The sequence below is a fragment of the Ruegeria sp. F5 genome (assembly GCF_056533845.1).
In genome coordinates this window covers 93,586-106,809 of record NZ_JBQFOU010000009.1, presented here as the reverse complement: position 1 = coordinate 106,809, position 13,224 = coordinate 93,586, and the positions used below count along the sequence as shown (strand labels likewise).

Sequence of the window (13,224 nt, the reverse complement as noted above, 5' to 3'; positions counted from 1 at the left end):
CCGGTTCTGGATCAGGGCCCCTCGAAGGGCCGCAGGTGCGTCAGGGAGGGCACGCGGCGGCGCGCCTCTGTCACAGAACTATCATCCAAATCGAAAATGTGAATGCCCGGATCGGTGCCTGCGTCGATCAGCACCTCTCCCCACGGGGCGACAACCATGCTGTGACCGTAGGTATACCGCGTTTTGCCGCGCGTTTTCGGGTGCTCGCCACTCTGGGCCGGGGCGAGTACCCAGCAACCGGTCTCAATCGCCCGCGCCCGCAGCAGTGACGCCCAATGGGCCGCCCCCGTCACTGGCGAAAACGCCGACGGAACCGTCAGGATGCGCGCACCCGCCTGCGCCAGCGCGGCATAAAGATGCGGGAACCGGAGGTCATAACAGACCGACAGGCCCACCTTGCCGAAATCGGTCTGCGCGATGACCGCCCGGTCGCCGGGACGGTAGTTCTTCGATTCGCTGAATGTCTCGGTCTCCGTGACCTGCACGTCGAACATGTGGATCTTGTCATAGCGCGCCACGATCTGACCGGTCGGGTCGATCATGAAGGACCGGTTGGCAAAGCGCCCGTCGGCATCGTGGGTTTTGATCGCCAGCGAGCCGATCAACAGCCAGACGCCCAGCGCCGCCGCCTGTTCGCGCAGGCCCGCCAGCGTGATGTCGTCTTCTTCGTGCTGCAGAACCACGCGCTGCCGCGTGGTCGAGGTCGAGACGCAATTCGTCACCTCGGGCGTCAGAATGAACCGCGCGCCCTGATGCGCCGCATCGGCCATCAGGGCGCGCACCATGCTCAGATTTTCAGCCGGATCATCGGACGAGGTGATCTGCAGCAGCGCCGTTTTCATCAGGCCGCCAGCAGGCGATCTAGTTTGCCCTGACGGTCCAGTTCATAAAGATCGTCGCAGCCGCCGACGTGGTCCGGGCCGATGAAGATTTGCGGCACGGTGCGTTTGCCGCCTGCGCGCTGGATCATTTCGGGTTTGCGTTTGGGGTGCAGAAACACGTCAATTTCCTTGAATTCGACGCCCTTCTGCTTCAGCAGCCGTTTGGCCGCATGGCAGTATCCGCATAGCGGAGAGGTGTAGATTTCTACCGGTTTCATATTCCGTCCCTTCGGGCTTCGCGTAATCTTCCGCGAATTAGGCATCCTTGGCAACGCGTGCCAGTACCAACACGAAAATATGATTTGCCCCTGCATCCGCGCAGGCCCGCGCGCAGGCAGACAAAGTCGCGCCCGAGGTCATGACGTCGTCCACCAGCAGAACATCCCGCCCCCGCAGCCGGTCCACCCGTTTGGGATGGGGGTGGATCACCCCCGCCAGCGTCTGCGTGCGCTCGGCCGCCGTCTTGCCGTCCAGCACGGGCGTTCGCGCCCGCCGGACCAGAAGGTCGGGGCAGGTCTGCAGGCCGGTTTCGCGGCTAAGGTGGTGCGCCAGCAGCGCCGATTGATTGTACCGCCGCTTGATCAGGCGCGACCAATGCAGCGGCACCGGCGCGATCAGCATGCCCGGTCGAATCAGCGCGCGCCCCGTCTGCGCCATCCAGCGTGCGGCGGGGCGGGCCAGTTCGGGCCGGTCCGCGTGTTTCAGCGCCAGGACCAGCGATCTGGCGCGCCCCTGATACAGCAGCGCCGCGCGCCCGTCGCGCCAGGGGCGCAGGGTCTTGAGGCAGTCGTCACATTCGATCCGGTGGCCATCCGCCTCGCCCGGTACGGGCATGCCGCAACTGTCGCATACGGTACCGCCGATAAAGGGCGTGTCGCGCCAGCAGGGACCGCACAGGCCAAAGTCAGACTCGGTCAGTTCGCCGCAGCTTAGACATCTTGGCGGATAGATCAGTTCGACAGCGCTTTGAACGCGCCGCCAAATGCGGTAGTTGCGGCCTATGAAACTGCCTGAACCCACTGCACCCTCTCTGTTTGACCGCGCGGCCCTGAGCCGCCGCCGCGCCCGCGCGAAAGATGAGGCGCTGTTCCTGCACCGCGCCGCCGTTGACGAGGTGCAGGATCGGCTGTCGCTGGTTAACAGACCCTTTACAGCACCTGCGATTGTGACCCCCTTTCCGCGGATCTGGCAGGGGGTGCTGCCTGACGCGGCCATCGTAGGTGATGACGACACGCTGCCCCTGACCGAAGGCGCGCATGATCTGGTGATTCACGCCATGGCGCTGCACTGGGCCAACGACCCGGTGGGCCAGTTGATCCAATGTCGCCGCGCGCTGAAACCGGACGGGCTGATGCTGGCGGTCTGTCTGGGTGGTGAGACTCTGCATCAGTTGCGCGCAGCACTCGGTCAGGCCGAGATCGAGGTCACAGGCGGGCTCAGCCCCCGCATCGCGCCGATGGGCGAGCTGCGCGATCTGGGCGGGTTGCTGCAACGGGCCGGGCTGACCCTGCCCGTGGCGGATGCCCTGCCGGTGACAGCGGAGTATCGCGACATCTTCCACCTGATGCACGATCTGCGCGCCATGGCGGAAACCAACGCGCTGGAAAACCGCCTGAAAACACCGACCCGCCGCCATGTGTTCGACCGCGCGCAGCAAATTTACAGCAATCACTTCGCAACACCCGAGGGGCGGCTGCCCGCCACGTTCGAGTTGATCTGCCTGACGGGCTGGTCTCCCGATGACAGCCAGCCGAAACCGCTGCGCCCCGGATCGGCCCGGATGCGCCTTGCGGAAGCCCTTGGCACGGATGAGGGCAAACTGCCCGATTGACGACCGGGCATTTCCCGTTATCTCAGGCCGGAACAGCTAACATCAGGACAGCCCACATGTTTGACGCCACCCGCCCAGCACATGCGCCCGCCGACCATCCCAAAGTGAAAATGGGACGCGTCGGTATCCTGCTGGCCAATCTGGGCACGCCGGACGATTACTCTTACTGGCCGATGCGGCGCTATCTGAATGAGTTTCTGTCGGACCAGCGGGTGATCGACTATCCGAAATGGAAATGGCAACCGATTCTGCAGGGCATCATCCTTTCGAAACGCCCCTTCAGCTCGGGCGAGGCCTACAAGTCGATCTGGAACCACGACAAGGGCGAAAGCCCGCTGATGACGATCACCAAGGATCAGACCGCCAAACTGCGCGAGGCGATGCAGGCGCGCTATGGCGACCGGGTGATGGTCGATTTCTGCATGCGCTACGGCAATCCCTCGACCAAATCGAAAGTGCGGCAGATGGTGGGCGAGGGCTGTGACCGCCTGCTGTTCTTCCCGCTCTACCCGCAATACGCCGGGGCCACGACCGCAACGGCCAACGATCAGTTCTTCCGCGCGCTGATGGAGGAAACCTGGCAACCCGCGGCCCGCACCGTTCCGGCCTATTTCGATGAGCCCGCCTATATCGACGCGCTGGCCGGGTCGGTGCAAAACGCCTATGCGGCGATGGAGACGAAGCCGGACATTCTTGTCTGCTCCTACCACGGGATGCCCGAGCGCTATCTGCAGCAGGGAGACCCCTATCACTGCCAATGCGCGAAAACGACCCGCTTGCTGAAGGATCGCCTAGGCTGGTCGAACGACCAGCTTGTTTCAACCTTCCAGTCCCGTTTTGGCCCCGAGGAATGGCTGAAACCCTATACCGTCGATCACGTGGCCGATCTGGCGCGGCAGGGGAAAAAGAACATCGCCGTGATCGCACCGGCCTTTTCCGCCGATTGCATCGAAACGCTGGAAGAGATCAACGAAGAGATCAACGAAAGCTTCGAAGAGGCAGGCGGCGAAAGCTTTACCTACATTCCCTGTCTGAACGACGATGATTCGCACATCGCCGCACTGGGCAAGGTGATCGAAGACAATCTGCGCGGCTGGCTGGACTAAGGCTTGTTAGCCGGGCCAGACCTGTCGAATTGCGCTGCCGATCAGGCATGAAAAAAGGCGGTGGAAAACTCCACCGCCTTTTTCCTGGATAAATCTCGTCGAATTAGCTTGCTGCAACAGCTGCGGCAACAACGACCAGCAGGATCAGCGGCAGGATGATGCCCTGCGAGGAACCCTGAGTTTCTTCAACAACAACAGGTGCCTCAACAACCGGCTCTTCCAGGTTGCCCGCATATGCGGTCGAAGCAGCAGCGGTCAGTGCAGCGGCGAGAACGAGTTTTTTCATATTAACCTCCAGAATTTGCGCAGTTCCAATTCCCGGAACCACACATCTAAGACTTACCTCGTGACTTTTTCTAAGCAGCAATGCGGCGGGATTGCAATTGCAACTTCGCCGCTAAGCGGGTTCGCGCGCGAAAATGTCGTCATATTAGCAACACTTGCGTGCCAACCTTCGCCATCGAGAACAGCTCTTGGATGTCCTCATTAAACAGGCCGATGCAGCCGTTTGACGACCGGCGCCCGATTTTGCGCGTATCATGGGTGCCGTGGATGCGATAATACTTCCAGCTCAGGTACAAAGCGTGCGTTCCCAAGGGGTTATCGGGACCCGGCGGAATATAATCCGGCCATTCGGGATTTCGTTTCTTCATCGAAGGCGTCGGCGACCAGCTTGGCCCTTCGACCTTGCGGATGACGCTGGTGCGTCCGCGGCGGGTCATTTCCTCGGTCAGAGGCACCGATGAGGGGTAAAGTTTGTAGATTGTTTGATCATCTGACCAATAATGCAGCGCGCGCGAGACGGTATCGACCAGAATGGCCCCGTTATTGGTGTTCGAGAAGTAGGGCCGCCAGTCCTGCGCACGGAAGCCCGATACATTGCGGCGCACCGGCGGCTCGGGCTCGGGCGCGGGGCGCAGGGGGTCGCCCGGGATGTATTGCGCAATCGCGGGCGAGGCCAGCATAGCCGACGCGCCAGCCAGAAATCCACGGCGGGTCGATGCAGGAATGCGTTTCTTGACCATGACAACCGGTCCTTTGCTATGGCGAACTTAAAAATCTAGGGCATATTATTGCCAGAATGCTTCAGTCGCAAATCAAACCGGCAGATTCACGCGGGCTGTGGCCATTGTGCGTTTGCTCAGAACCGTCAGGCACGCTATGCCCGGTTGCGATACAATAATCAGGTCGATCATGACGCGTCTCGTTTCTTTACTGTTTGCTTGCCTTGTCGCCCTGGCGGCATGCACCGATACCCGGCCCACGTCACTGGGGGCAGATGGCCGCCCGCTGCCGACGGTCTACAAAATTCGCGGCAACCCGGAAAAGCTGCAGTTCCGCATGCTTGATTCGGTCAACGCGCTGCGGCAGGCGCAGGGCCTGCAGCCGGTGCAGTTGAATTCACAGCTGAATGCGGCGGCAGCCACCCATTCCAAGGATATGGCCCGGCAGAACCGCCCCTGGCATTTCGGGTCCGACGGATCGTCACCGCCAGAACGCGCCCAGCGCGTCGGATATTTCGGGACATATATTGGCGAGGCCATCTCGGAAACCTACGAGACCGAGACCGAAACCCTGGCCGCCTGGATGCAGGAACCGGGACCGCGCTCGGTGATAATGGACCCCAAGGCCACGCAGATGGGCTTTGCCTGGCATCAGGAAGGCGGCGGGAAAATCTGGTGGACGCTGGAGATGGGAACCGGCGGCTGATCCGCCCAAGTTCGCCAAAGTTCAAAGCCCCCGCTTTTCGGGGGCTTTTTTTGTTTACGCCGCCTGCATCGACTGTGCTTCGGTCAGAATCGCGTAAAGCTTGACCGGATCGGGGTTCGCACGCAGCTTCGAGCACACCGTCGTGTCGCGCAGCGTCCGCGACACCAGTGCCAGCGCTTTCAGATGGTCCACGCCTGCCTCTTCCGGGGCAAACAGGGCAAAGGCAATGTCCACGGGCTGGCGATCAACCGATCCAAAATCGATCGGCTTTTCCAGCATCACGAACACGCCCGAAACCACTTCGATCTCGGTCAGCCGCGCATGGGGCAGCGCCACGCCATGGCCAACGCCGGTGGGGCCCAGGCTTTCGCGCTCCAACAGGTTGTCGACCACGGATTGCGGCGCCAGACCAAGGGTCGCCGCGGCCACGTCGCCGATTTCCTGAAACAGCCGCTTCTTGCTGGAAGCAGCGGACAGTACACGCACTGCTTCGGGCTTGAGTATGCTCGACAGCTCCATCATCACGCTCCATGACGACGTCCCGGCATCAGCCGGGACCCGTCTTGCTATCCTTGCCTGTTACGGATCAATCCATCCGATATTACCGTCATCCCGACGATAAACGACATTCAACCCGTCTTTGTTCTCATTTCTGAACACCAGCACCGGGGCACCGGCAAGTTCCATTTGCATGACGGCCTCACCGACGCTGAGGGATGGGATCTTTGTTTCCATCTCAGCCACAATCATGGGCTGCAGCGATTCAGGTTCGGCTGCCGTGTCCGATTCGTCGGAGGCGAGGATATAGGAGGACGCCCCGAAAAGTTCAACCGGCTCGGACCGATCCTTGTGGTGGTCCTTCAGACGGCGCTTGTACCGCCGCAGTTGTGTTTCCATCTTGTCGCAGCATGCCTCGAACGCTGCATAGATTTCGACCGCATGGGCCTTGGCCTGCGCCGTCAGGCCGGTGGAAAGATGCACGGTGGTTTCGCATACATATTCATGCGCTGAACGGGAAAAGACGACGTTGGCGTCTGTCGGCCGCTGGGCATATTTGCCCACGACCTCGCCCAGCTCGGTCTGCACGTGGGTCTGCAGGGCCGCGCCGATGTCGATCTGTTTTCCGCTGATTTGGTAACGCATGTGATCTCCTTCACAATTCACACCCATTCTGACGTTGCGTCGCGCAACATACGTGTTTTTATCGGGTGGGGGATAGTGGCGCGATCCGCGATTGCCCCTGACCCGGCCCTTCGAAGAAGGGACATCGAGATCCAGACTGGAACCGAAGAAACGCCATGACTCAATTGAGGCAAGAGACGGCGGCAGAGTCAATCAAAACAGGTGTGTATATACGCGATTTCCGCCATGACGCTGGCGCATTTCCGCGCAACCTTATGAAATCCGGAAGTTTTCGCCCAGATAAACCCGACGCACGTTTTCGTTTTCGACCACTTCGTCCGGCGTCCCGGACATCAGAACCTGCCCGTCATGCAGGATATAGGCCCGGTCGACAATTTCCAGCGTTTCCCGCACGTTGTGATCGGTGATCAGAACGCCGATGCCGCGTTTCTTCAGATCGGCCACCAGATGGCGGATATCGCCCACGCTGATCGGATCGACACCGGCAAAAGGTTCGTCCAGCAACAGGTATTTCGGGTCTGCCGCCAGACAGCGGGCGATTTCCACCCGCCGCCGCTCACCGCCCGACAAAGCCAGCGCGGGGGCGCGGCGCAGGTGCTCGATCGAGAAATCCGACAGCAGTTCTTCCAGACGCTCTTTGCGGCGGTGAACGTGGCTTACCGTGATGTCCAGAACGGCCGAGATGTTGTCTTCGACGCTCATGCCCCGGAAAATCGACATTTCCTGCGGCAGATAACCGATGCCAAGCCGCGCGCGGCGGTACATCGGCAGGGTCGTGACCTTCTGCCCGTCGATCGTGACCGTGCCCGCCTCTGGGAACACCAGACCGGCCACGGAATAAAAGGTCGTGGTCTTGCCCGATCCGTTCGGCCCCAGCAGGGCCACCACCTCGGACCGGTTCAGCGTCATCGAAACGTCGCGGATCACCGTCTTTTTCTTGTAAGACTTCCGCAGCTTTTCGATCCTGAGGCCCGAGTCGCCTTCGGCAACAGACAGGTTGGGGCGCGCCATCAGTTGTTGCCCTGCTGCAGGATCGTCTTGACCCGGCCCGTCATGGTCGCGGTGCCGGTTGTCAGGTTGGCGTTCAGCTGATCGCCGCTGATCACGCTGGGGCCTTGCGTCAGCAGCACGTTGCCCCGCATCACGATCACGCCGGAATCGATGGTGTATTCGGCCCAGTCGCCTTCGGCCGCGTCGGGTGGGCTGACCAGAACCACATCTTCGGTCGCTTCCATCCGTTCGATGGCCGAGCGTTCCTGATTGTAGATCACCAGCACCCGCGCGGCGGTCAGGCGCATTTCGCCCTGCACGACCAGCACGTTGCCGACAAATTCAGCGGACCCGTCTTCCTGATTCACGTTCAGCGTGTCCGATGTCACCTCGACCGGCAGGCTGGGATCTGCCTTGACCGAGCCGAACGCGACCTGCGCTTCCTGCGCGTTTGCAGAAACGGAACCCGCTGTCAGGGCGATACACAAAAGGACACATCGAAAATCAAACACAGGTTATCTTTCTGCTTTTGCTGGCTCATATACCAGCTTCACACCATCTGTAAAAAGAATATGGACCGGGCCATCTTTTTTTTCCGTGCCGAAGGTCATGCGCCCGGCGGAGAAATTGCCGATCACCCCGGTCCCCTGTACCTGACCGGGCGTATCGCCGCGGATTTCGTCCAGCGCGGTGTTCAGCAAATCGGTCGTCACCTGAATGCCATCGGTGGTGGTGATGACCACATCGCCCACAAAGGTCGCCGTTGCCTTGTCGGGCCGGATCAGGCCCGAGTTCGAATCCAGCGTAATCACCCCGCCATTGAGCAACCCGAACCGCCCCCGGAATTCCGAGGCCGTGGGAATCGACCCGCTGGCGCCCTGGGTCGCCTGCACGGCCTCGATCCGCACATCTTCGCCCTTGCGCGTGGTGCCGCGATAATTCGGCTGCGTGACCACCTGTTCGGCCAGACGCTCATTGATGTCCGTTTGCGTGAAGGGCACCGAGACGTTGGTTTCGATGCTGCGCGACAGCAGGAAGACGGTGGACAGCAGCAGAATGGCGGCCAGAGGCAACACCACTTTCAGGAACTGCACCCATCGGGAATGGCGGTCCACCGGCGGCCCTCCCCTCAGCCCAGACCGACGCGCAGGCAGTCGTGGATGTGCAGCAAGCCCTGTGCCGGACCCTGCGTTTCAGGGTCGACGACAAACAGCGAGGTGATCTTGCGGTCATTCATGATCGCCACCGCCTCTTCCGCCATGGCATTGGGCGCGATGGTCAGAGGGTTCTCGGTCATCACATCTTCGGTGCGTTTTTCCAGCAGGCCATCCATGTTCCGGCGCAGGTCGCCATCGGTCACGATGCCCAGCAGGCGGCCCGCCTCATCGGTGACGCCGACAACCCCAAAGCTTTTCTGGCTCATGACCAGCAGCGCCTCGCTCATCGGGGTACCGGCAGGGACCAGCGGCAGGTCCTGATGCATCAGGTCGCGCACGGTGGACAGCTGCGCCCCCAGCTTGCCGCCGGGGTGGTAGGCGCGGAAATCTTCCGGCTTGAAGTCGCGATGTTTCATCAGCGCAATTGCCAGCGCATCCCCCATCGCCAGCGTCAGCGTGGTCGAGATCGAGGGCACCATGCCAAAGCCGCAGGCCTCGCCCAGCGACGGGATCAGCAGATGCACATCGGCCTGTTTCATCAGCGTGCTTTCGGGCTTGCTGGACAGGCCGATCAGCGGAATGCCAAAGCGGCGGGTAAAGGCCAGCAGGTTGAGCAGCTCCGGCGCTTCGCCCGAGTTCGAGATCGCCAGCACCACGTCACCTTTGGACACCATGCCCAGATCGCCATGGCTGGCCTCGGCCGGGTGCACGAAATAAGCAGGCGTTCCGGTGCTGGCCAGCGTCGCCGCGATCTTGTGGCCGATATGGCCCGACTTGCCAATGCCGCTGATGATGATGCGGCCCGTGGCCTGCAGGATCAGCTGCACGGCCTCGGCAAAATGGTCGTCCAGCCCTTCGGCCAGCACGTCCAGCGCGCGGGCTTCATCGGTTACGACCTGTCGGGCGGTTTTCAGGAATGCTTCGGTATCGGTCATGAGTGCGCAAATATATCCGTTTCGGGCCAACCGGCGAGGTCCAGCTTCGCACGCATCGGCAGGAAATCAAAACAGGCCTGCGCCATCTCGGTCCGGCCTTCGCGGGCAAGGCGTCCGTCCAAAGCCTCGCGCAGGCGGTGCAGGTACAGAACGTCCGACGCCGCGTATTCCAGTTGCGCGTCGGTCAGGGATTCCGCGCCCCAGTCGCTCATCTGCTGCTGTTTCGAGATATCGACCCCGATCAGTTCCTGACACAGGTTCTTCAGCCCGTGCCGGTCGGTATAGGTGCGCACCAGACGGCTGGCGATCTTGGTGCAATAGACCGGCGCGGCCAGCGCGCCAAAGGTGTGATACATCGCGGCAATGTCGAACCGGCCGAAATGGAACAGCTTCAGCACATCCGGATTTTCCAGCATGGCGCAGAGGTTCGGGGCCTTGGTCTGCCCCTGTTCCACCTGAACGATATGGCTGTTGCCGTCGCCGCCCGACATCTGGATCACGCATAGACGGTCCCGATGCGGGTTCAGCCCCATGGTTTCGCAATCGATAGCCACGACGGGGCCCAGGTCCAGCCCGTGCGGCAGGTCGTTTTTATACAGGTGGTTCGCCACGGATTTGTCCTTTGTAAGGTATCGACCCCGAGATAGGGGGTTTGCCCGCCAAACTCAACGCTCTGTCTGTGGCACTGCATCGCAGGGGTGCTTAGCTTGACATTATCCTCATGGGGGGGATAGGGATAGTCCATGAGCAACCACACCCACGAATCCCACCCTCAGATCACCGCACGGCTCAAACGCGCGCATGGGCATCTGGCAAAGGTCATCGCCATGCTCGAGGATCAGGCCCCCTGCCCGGACATTGCCCAGCAACTGTTTGCGGTGGAAAAAGCGATCACCAACGCCAAGCGCGTTCTGATCCACGACCATATCGATCACTGCTTGTCGCCGGACGGGGCGGGCGTCGACGATTTCAAAACCATCACCAAATACCTGTGACCGATGCTGAGCGTCCTGCAAAACCGAACCTACCGCCATTTGCTGGCCGCGCAGGTGGTTGCGATGACCGGGACGGGTCTGGCCACGATTGCCTTGGGGCTGTTGGCCTATGATCTGGCCGGGGACGCGGCGGGGATGGTGCTGGGCACAGCGCTGACCATCAAGATGGTGGCTTATGTCGGCGTTGCGCCGCTGGCGGCTGCCATTGCCGAACAGATCGACCGGCGCAGGATGCTGGTGGTGCTGGACGTGGTGCGCGCCGCCGTGGCGCTGTGCCTGCCCTTCGTCACCGAAATCTGGCAGGTCTATGTTCTGATCTTCGTGCTGCAATCCGCCTCGGCGGGGTTTACACCCGCGTTTCAGGCCACGATCCCGGATGTTCTGACGGATGAGCACGACTATACCCGCGCCTTGTCCCTGTCGCGGCTGGCCTATGATCTGGAAAGCCTGCTCAGCCCGATGCTGGCGGCGGCTTTGCTGGTGTTCGTCAGCTTTGACACGCTGTTTGTGGGCACCGGCCTTGGCTTCCTCGCCTCGGCGGTTCTGGTTGTGTCGGTCACCCTGCCATCGCCCAAGGCAACTGTGCGGCGGGGGGTGTACGACCGCACAACGCGCGGCCTTCGTATTTATCTGTCCACAACGCGCCTGCGGGGCTTGCTGGCGCTCAACTGGACCGCCGCGGCGCTCAGCGCGATGGTTATCGTCAATACGGTAGTCCTTGTCCGCGCCAATCTGGGCCTGTCCGAAAGCGCCGTGGCGATTGCGCTGGCCGGGTTCGGCGGCGGGTCGATGGTGGCGGCCTTTGCCCTGCCGCCGCTGCTGGACCGGTTCGAAGACCGCCGGGTCATGCTCACCGGGGCGGCGATGGGGACCGCAACGATGGCCACCGCAGCGCTGCTGAGCGGCGTTGCCCCCTTGTCCCTTCCCCTGCTGACCGCGTTCTGGGCCTGTGCGGGGTTTGGCTATGCGACGACGGTCACGCCATCGGGCCGCCTGCTGACCCGCTCGGCCAGGCCCGAGGATCGACCGGCGGTCTTTGCCTCCCAGTTCACGCTGTCGCACGCGTGCTGGCTGCTGCTCTACCCGCTGGCCGGATGGCTGATGACCCGGTTCGGCGCAACCGTGGCGCTGGCGGGCATGACAAGTGCTGCGGTTCTGGGGCTGGTGGCCGCGCTGGCGCTCTGGCCCCGGTCGGAAACGGCACAGGCCGCGCACAAGCCTTGAGCCCCGGCACCCATCTGCTCTACACCAGAGCGACCCCATGCCGGAGACCTAATGGATCAGCTTGACCGCCGCATCATCGCCGCCCTGCAACACAACGCCCGCGAGTCGACCACGAAAATCGCAGCGAAACTGGGCGTGGCCCGGACCACGGTGCATGAACGCATCAAACGGATGGAAGACCGGGGCGACATCGCAGGCTATGCGGTCATTCTGAACCGTTCCGAGGATGCCCCCAAGGTTCAGGTCGTTGTCCTGCTCGAGGTGCAGCAAAAGGAAACCACCCGCATCATCAAACGGCTGGAAACCTACCCCGAGGTCAAACGCTGCCTGTCGATCAATGGCGAGTTCGACCTGCTTCTGTCCGCCGAGGCCCCCCGGATCGAGGATCTGGACATACTGGTCGACGATCTGGCCAAAATCCCCGGCGTGCTGCGCACCAATACCAGCGTTGTTTTTGGCCGGCGGATTGACCGGAAATAACCAGCGCTAACCCTCTGTAAACCCATAAGTGACTAGCTTGGCCCGGATTGATCAGAATCCCGGACCGGCAGAATGCCCTATCGCAAGACCGTTTTTGTATCCCTGATGCTTGTGCTTGCCGCACAGGCCGGGTTTGCCCTGCCGGACGCCCGAACCGGCGAGATATGCGATCACGCGGCCCGTCGCGCCGCTGTTCATGAGGGGGTTCCGCTGGACGTGTTGCGCGCAATCTCGCGGGTGGAAACCGGGCGGGCGCAGAATGGCCGCCTGACCCCGTGGCCCTGGACGATCAATGTCGAAGGGCAAGGCTATTGGTTCAAATCCGAGATCGAGGCCAAATCCTATCTGTTCCGGATTTTCAAGGCGGGTCAGCGCAGTTTCGATATCGGCTGCTTTCAGATCAATTACCGCTGGCACGGCAAGGCGTTCCGCTCGATCGACGCCATGTTCGACCCGGATGAAAACGCCACCTATGCCGCCCGCTTCCTGAAAGACCTGCATGCCGAGCTTGGCTCGTGGCCCGCTGCCGCCGGGGCCTATCATTCGCGCACCGACAGCCTTGCGCAGGCCTACAAAGGTCGGTTTCGGGCGGTAATGGCGCAGTTGGATGACAACCCCACCCGGCAAACCGCATCTGCGCCGCGCGATCCTTTTACCGGAGCAGCGCCACTGATCCCGCTGCAAACCGCGCAACCCCGAAGCGGTTCGCTGGGCTCTCTGATGCCTGCCGCCGACACCGCCATCGCCTTTATCGCCTTCAACTAGGAGCCTA

Annotated in this window: 19 protein-coding genes; 7 read left to right on the top strand and 12 right to left on the bottom strand. The window is 61.8% G+C overall.

Going from position 1 to position 13,224, the window contains the following annotated elements; genetic code table 11:
- Nucleotides 1-11: 11 nt before the first annotated feature.
- Genes ACR0K1_RS15095 through ACR0K1_RS15085 form a run of 3 tightly spaced genes read right to left on the bottom strand, consistent with a single transcriptional unit; the run spans nucleotide 12 to nucleotide 1,901 of the window.
- The gene (locus tag ACR0K1_RS15095; RefSeq protein WP_480615038.1) at nucleotides 12-842 is read right to left on the bottom strand and encodes a carbon-nitrogen hydrolase family protein; all 831 of its coding nucleotides are present in this window, start codon (nucleotides 840-842) and stop codon (nucleotides 12-14) included.
- Nucleotides 842-1,099: a glutaredoxin 3 gene (gene grxC, locus ACR0K1_RS15090; RefSeq protein WP_480615040.1), complete on the bottom strand. Its 258-nt coding sequence runs from the start codon at nucleotides 1,097-1,099 to the stop codon at nucleotides 842-844. Before grxC ends, ACR0K1_RS15095 begins: the two co-directional genes overlap by 1 nt.
- Before the next feature lie 37 nt (nucleotides 1,100-1,136).
- The gene (locus tag ACR0K1_RS15085) at nucleotides 1,137-1,901 is read right to left on the bottom strand and encodes a double zinc ribbon domain-containing protein (RefSeq protein ID WP_480615042.1); all 765 of its coding nucleotides are present in this window, start codon (nucleotides 1,899-1,901) and stop codon (nucleotides 1,137-1,139) included.
- Between ACR0K1_RS15085 and ACR0K1_RS15080 the strand changes: the two genes are divergently transcribed.
- Nucleotides 1,882-2,712 carry a methyltransferase domain-containing protein gene (locus ACR0K1_RS15080; RefSeq protein ID WP_480615044.1) on the top strand — a complete coding sequence of 277 codons (831 nt, stop codon included), beginning with the start codon at nucleotides 1,882-1,884 and terminating at the stop codon, nucleotides 2,710-2,712. The two genes, ACR0K1_RS15085 and ACR0K1_RS15080, sit on opposite strands and share 20 nt — an antisense overlap.
- A 56-nt stretch (nucleotides 2,713-2,768) precedes the next feature.
- Nucleotides 2,769-3,818, top strand: a complete 1,050-nt coding sequence (gene hemH / locus ACR0K1_RS15075) for a ferrochelatase (protein WP_480851174.1) — start codon at nucleotides 2,769-2,771, stop codon at nucleotides 3,816-3,818.
- Between the two features lie 103 nt (nucleotides 3,819-3,921).
- Here the strand turns inward: hemH and ACR0K1_RS15070 are convergent, their stop codons facing one another.
- Together ACR0K1_RS15070 and ACR0K1_RS15065 are read right to left on the bottom strand one after the other, a co-directional pair.
- The gene (locus ACR0K1_RS15070; RefSeq protein WP_010442520.1) at nucleotides 3,922-4,104 is read right to left on the bottom strand and encodes a hypothetical protein; all 183 of its coding nucleotides are present in this window, start codon (nucleotides 4,102-4,104) and stop codon (nucleotides 3,922-3,924) included.
- 139 nt (nucleotides 4,105-4,243) lie between these two features.
- A complete protein-coding gene (locus ACR0K1_RS15065) occupies nucleotides 4,244-4,843 on the bottom strand; it encodes a L,D-transpeptidase (protein WP_480615048.1) in 600 nt (199 codons plus the stop codon).
- Between the two features lie 169 nt (nucleotides 4,844-5,012).
- On the opposite strand from ACR0K1_RS15065, the gene dalA reads away from it, so the two are divergent.
- Entirely contained in the window at nucleotides 5,013-5,528 is a 516-nt protein-coding gene (gene dalA / locus ACR0K1_RS15060) for a divisome-associated lipoprotein DalA (RefSeq protein WP_480615050.1), read from the top strand.
- Between the two features lie 54 nt (nucleotides 5,529-5,582).
- On the opposite strand, the gene ACR0K1_RS15055 is transcribed toward dalA, so the two are convergent.
- The 7 genes from ACR0K1_RS15055 to ACR0K1_RS15025 all read right to left on the bottom strand — a co-directional run bounded on the left by ACR0K1_RS15055 (nucleotide 5,583) and on the right by ACR0K1_RS15025 (nucleotide 10,364).
- Nucleotides 5,583-6,047 (bottom strand): PTS sugar transporter subunit IIA, encoded by a 465-nt coding sequence (locus tag ACR0K1_RS15055; RefSeq protein ID WP_480615051.1) that lies wholly within the window; start codon nucleotides 6,045-6,047, stop codon nucleotides 5,583-5,585.
- 60 nt (nucleotides 6,048-6,107) lie between these two features.
- A complete protein-coding gene (gene hpf / locus ACR0K1_RS15050) occupies nucleotides 6,108-6,671 on the bottom strand; it encodes a ribosome hibernation-promoting factor, HPF/YfiA family (RefSeq protein WP_480615053.1) in 564 nt (187 codons plus the stop codon).
- Between the two features lie 252 nt (nucleotides 6,672-6,923).
- Nucleotides 6,924-7,682, bottom strand: a complete 759-nt coding sequence (lptB, locus tag ACR0K1_RS15045; RefSeq protein ID WP_480851173.1) for an LPS export ABC transporter ATP-binding protein — start codon at nucleotides 7,680-7,682, stop codon at nucleotides 6,924-6,926.
- Nucleotides 7,682-8,149, bottom strand: a complete 468-nt coding sequence (locus tag ACR0K1_RS15040; protein WP_480615057.1) for an LptA/OstA family protein — start codon at nucleotides 8,147-8,149, stop codon at nucleotides 7,682-7,684. Before ACR0K1_RS15040 ends, lptB begins: the two co-directional genes overlap by 1 nt.
- 27 nt (nucleotides 8,150-8,176) lie before the next feature.
- Entirely contained in the window at nucleotides 8,177-8,776 is a 600-nt protein-coding gene (locus ACR0K1_RS15035) for an LPS export ABC transporter periplasmic protein LptC (protein ID WP_480615059.1), read from the bottom strand.
- A gap of 14 nt (nucleotides 8,777-8,790) precedes the next feature.
- Entirely contained in the window at nucleotides 8,791-9,753 is a 963-nt protein-coding gene (locus ACR0K1_RS15030) for a KpsF/GutQ family sugar-phosphate isomerase (RefSeq protein WP_480615061.1), read from the bottom strand.
- A complete protein-coding gene (locus ACR0K1_RS15025) occupies nucleotides 9,750-10,364 on the bottom strand; it encodes a ribonuclease D (RefSeq protein WP_480615063.1) in 615 nt (204 codons plus the stop codon). Before ACR0K1_RS15025 ends, ACR0K1_RS15030 begins: the two co-directional genes overlap by 4 nt.
- 132 nt (nucleotides 10,365-10,496) lie before the next feature.
- Here ACR0K1_RS15025 and ACR0K1_RS15020 point away from each other — a divergent pair, with 132 nt between their 5' ends.
- The 4 genes from ACR0K1_RS15020 to ACR0K1_RS15005 all read left to right on the top strand — a co-directional run bounded on the left by ACR0K1_RS15020 (nucleotide 10,497) and on the right by ACR0K1_RS15005 (nucleotide 13,217).
- Nucleotides 10,497-10,748: a metal-sensing transcriptional repressor gene (locus tag ACR0K1_RS15020; protein ID WP_480615065.1), complete on the top strand. Its 252-nt coding sequence runs from the start codon at nucleotides 10,497-10,499 to the stop codon at nucleotides 10,746-10,748.
- A gap of 3 nt (nucleotides 10,749-10,751) precedes the next feature.
- Entirely contained in the window at nucleotides 10,752-11,972 is a 1,221-nt protein-coding gene (locus tag ACR0K1_RS15015) for an MFS transporter (RefSeq protein WP_480615067.1), read from the top strand.
- A gap of 51 nt (nucleotides 11,973-12,023) precedes the next feature.
- Nucleotides 12,024-12,452, top strand: a complete 429-nt coding sequence (locus ACR0K1_RS15010) for an Lrp/AsnC family transcriptional regulator (protein WP_480615069.1) — start codon at nucleotides 12,024-12,026, stop codon at nucleotides 12,450-12,452.
- A 72-nt stretch (nucleotides 12,453-12,524) separates the two neighbouring features.
- Complete coding sequence (locus tag ACR0K1_RS15005) at nucleotides 12,525-13,217, top strand: transglycosylase SLT domain-containing protein (protein WP_480615070.1); 693 nt, start codon at nucleotides 12,525-12,527, stop codon at nucleotides 13,215-13,217.
- Nucleotides 13,218-13,224: the final 7 nt, after the last annotated feature.

What these genes read in the sequence shown, in the direction of transcription:
- ACR0K1_RS15095 (WP_480615038.1), bottom strand. Translation starts at nt 842, where the DNA reads ATGAAAACGGCGCTGCTGCAGATCACCTCGTCCGATGATCCGGCTGAA.
- grxC (WP_480615040.1), bottom strand. Translation starts at nt 1,099, where the DNA reads ATGAAACCGGTAGAAATCTACACCTCTCCGCTATGCGGATACTGCCAT.
- ACR0K1_RS15080 (WP_480615044.1), top strand. Translation starts at nt 1,882, where the DNA reads ATGAAACTGCCTGAACCCACTGCACCCTCTCTGTTTGACCGCGCGGCC.
- hemH (WP_480851174.1), top strand. Translation starts at nt 2,769, where the DNA reads ATGTTTGACGCCACCCGCCCAGCACATGCGCCCGCCGACCATCCCAAA.
- ACR0K1_RS15070 (WP_010442520.1), bottom strand. Translation starts at nt 4,104, where the DNA reads ATGAAAAAACTCGTTCTCGCCGCTGCACTGACCGCTGCTGCTTCGACC.
- ACR0K1_RS15065 (WP_480615048.1), bottom strand. Translation starts at nt 4,843, where the DNA reads ATGGTCAAGAAACGCATTCCTGCATCGACCCGCCGTGGATTTCTGGCT.
- dalA (WP_480615050.1), top strand. Translation starts at nt 5,013, where the DNA reads ATGACGCGTCTCGTTTCTTTACTGTTTGCTTGCCTTGTCGCCCTGGCG.
- ACR0K1_RS15055 (WP_480615051.1), bottom strand. Translation starts at nt 6,047, where the DNA reads ATGGAGCTGTCGAGCATACTCAAGCCCGAAGCAGTGCGTGTACTGTCC.
- hpf (WP_480615053.1), bottom strand. Translation starts at nt 6,671, where the DNA reads ATGCGTTACCAAATCAGCGGAAAACAGATCGACATCGGCGCGGCCCTG.
- lptB (WP_480851173.1), bottom strand. Translation starts at nt 7,682, where the DNA reads ATGGCGCGCCCCAACCTGTCTGTTGCCGAAGGCGACTCGGGCCTCAGG.
- ACR0K1_RS15030 (WP_480615061.1), bottom strand. Translation starts at nt 9,753, where the DNA reads ATGACCGATACCGAAGCATTCCTGAAAACCGCCCGACAGGTCGTAACC.
- ACR0K1_RS15020 (WP_480615065.1), top strand. Translation starts at nt 10,497, where the DNA reads ATGAGCAACCACACCCACGAATCCCACCCTCAGATCACCGCACGGCTC.
- ACR0K1_RS15015 (WP_480615067.1), top strand. Translation starts at nt 10,752, where the DNA reads ATGCTGAGCGTCCTGCAAAACCGAACCTACCGCCATTTGCTGGCCGCG.
- ACR0K1_RS15010 (WP_480615069.1), top strand. Translation starts at nt 12,024, where the DNA reads ATGGATCAGCTTGACCGCCGCATCATCGCCGCCCTGCAACACAACGCC.
- ACR0K1_RS15005 (WP_480615070.1), top strand. Translation starts at nt 12,525, where the DNA reads ATGCCCTATCGCAAGACCGTTTTTGTATCCCTGATGCTTGTGCTTGCC.